Annotated in this window: 1 protein-coding gene and 1 pseudogene; one reads left to right on the top strand and one right to left on the bottom strand. The window is 29.0% G+C overall.

The features are described 5' to 3' along the window. Positions 1-89, bottom strand: an 89-nt coding sequence (locus VFS71_RS14930) for a glutamate--tRNA ligase family protein (protein WP_326402228.1), incomplete at its 3' end; no start/stop codon positions are given. A gap of 152 nt (positions 90-241) precedes the next feature. On the opposite strand from VFS71_RS14930, the pseudogene VFS71_RS14935 reads away from it, so the two are divergent. Then, positions 242-2,187 (top strand): annotated as a pseudogene (locus VFS71_RS14935) (hypothetical protein); the annotation flags it as partial.

Raw genomic sequence — 2,187 nt, forward strand, 5'->3', positions numbered from 1 at the left:
AAATAATTAAATAAAGCGGTACGTACTCCGCCAATATGTAAAGGTCCTGTTGGACTTGGTGCAAAACGCACACGAACTGGTTTAGACATTATTGTAAATTTTTTGCAAATATACAATTTCAATTCGTCCTTTTGGTAACTGTAATTTGTGTTTCTTCAACGCTTTAATATTATGTTTTATTTACCTTTTAGTAAGCATTAAAATTATTACTTTTATTGGTTATTAAATTAATACGGAAATTTTGGAAAAGTCATATTCGATACATCAAAAGTTAGAAGCTTTTATAAAGAAGTATTATACAAATGAATTAATTCGTGGCATTATATTTTTTGTTGGGCTTGGATTAATCTATTTCCTTTTTACTCTCTTTATTGAGTATTTCCTTTGGTTAAAACCTAAGAGTAGAATATTCTTGTTTTGGTTTTTTATTGCAGTTGAATTGTTTTTATTACTTCGTTTTATACTGTTTCCAATCTTTAAAATTTTAAAATTTAAAAAGGGAATTGATTATACACAGGCTTCTATTATTATTGGAAGTCATTTTTCGGAGGTAAATGATACATTGACAAATTATTTACAGCTTTTAAAATCTGATATTTCTGCTTATAATTCAGAATTATTATTGGCTTCGATAGAACAAAAAGCTAACTCTTTACGTCCAATCCCTTTTGGAAAAGCGATTGATTTTAGTACCAATAGAAAATATTTGCCTTTAGCTATTTTACCAATTCTTTTTTTACTTTTCTTCTTTCTGTCAGGAAACAGTCGTATTATTTCTCAAAGTTTGAATAGGGTAGTGCATTTCAACTCGACATTTTCTCCACCTGCTCCTTTTAAATTCACTGTTTTAAATTCTAATTTGATTACAGAACAGGGCAAAGATTTTGTTTTGCATATTAAATCAGATGGAGCTATAGTTCCCGAAAATGTTATGATTTTTATAGGAGATGAAAGCTATTATCTTGAAACCATTCATCCTGGAGAATATCAATTTAAAATAGCCAAACCTATGGAAAATGTTTCTTTTCGTTTGGAAGCTAATTCAGTTGTTTCACCAGACTATGAATTGAAAGTGATTGCAGTTCCAACTATTTCAAATTTTGAGATGAAGTTTGTTTATCCTGCTTATTTGAATTTGAAAAGCACTATTGTAAAAGGAACAGGTAATGGCATTATTCCCGAAGGAACTCAAGTTACTTGGGTAATGAATACAAATGCGACCCAATATGTGATTTGGAAAAATGATTTGCAGGCTTTTCCATTTGCTAAGAGTGATAATGCGTTTAATTTGACTAAAAATATTGTTCAAAATACAGAATATCAAATTATTACATCAAATAATGAAGTAAAAAACTTTGAAAAATTGAATTATCAGCTAAATGTTGTTAAAGATCAGTTTCCGACTATCAATATTGCCAAAGCTCCAGATAGTTTGAGTGTTGAAAGCTCTTATTTTGTTGGTCAAGTAGGAGATGATTATGGGTTATCTAAGTTGCAAATAGTTTACTATGAATCTGGAAAACCACTTAGTGCCAAACGTGGAACAATCGCTGTTAAGCATGATACTTTTGATCAAATTGTTTTTAATTTTCCAAGTAATCTAGATGTTGAAAAAGGGGTGAACTATGATTTTTATTTTGAGGTTTTTGATAATGATGCGATTCATCATTTTAAAAGTTCTCGCTCCACTGTGTTTTCAAATAGAATTTTGTCTGATGAGGAAAAGCTAAATAACACTCTTCAGGAACAAAACAATGCTATAAACAGTTTGGAAAAAACATTGTCTAAGCAAGACAAACAATTTTCTGAAATGGAAAAACTACAACAAACGAATAAAGAAAAAGAAGGTTTAAATTTTAATGATCGTCAAAAGATTCAAGATTTTGTTAAGCAACAGCAACAGCAAAATGAATTGATGAAGGAGTTTGCCAATAAGATGAAAAACAATTTGGATAAATCAAATCCTCAGCAGAAAGATGAAACCAAAGAATTATTACAAAAACGCTTAGATAATACTGAGAAGGAATTGGATAAAAATAAAAAATTATTGGATGAACTGAATGAATTAAACAATAAAATTAAAGACGAAGATTTTATTCAGAAATTAGAAAAATTCAAAGAAAACAGTAAAAACCAAAATAAGAATTTAGCACAATTAGTGGAGTTAACTAAACGTTATTATGTCGA

This window comes from Flavobacterium sp., assembly GCF_035760125.1.
GTDB lineage: Bacteria > Bacteroidota > Bacteroidia > Flavobacteriales > Flavobacteriaceae > Flavobacterium.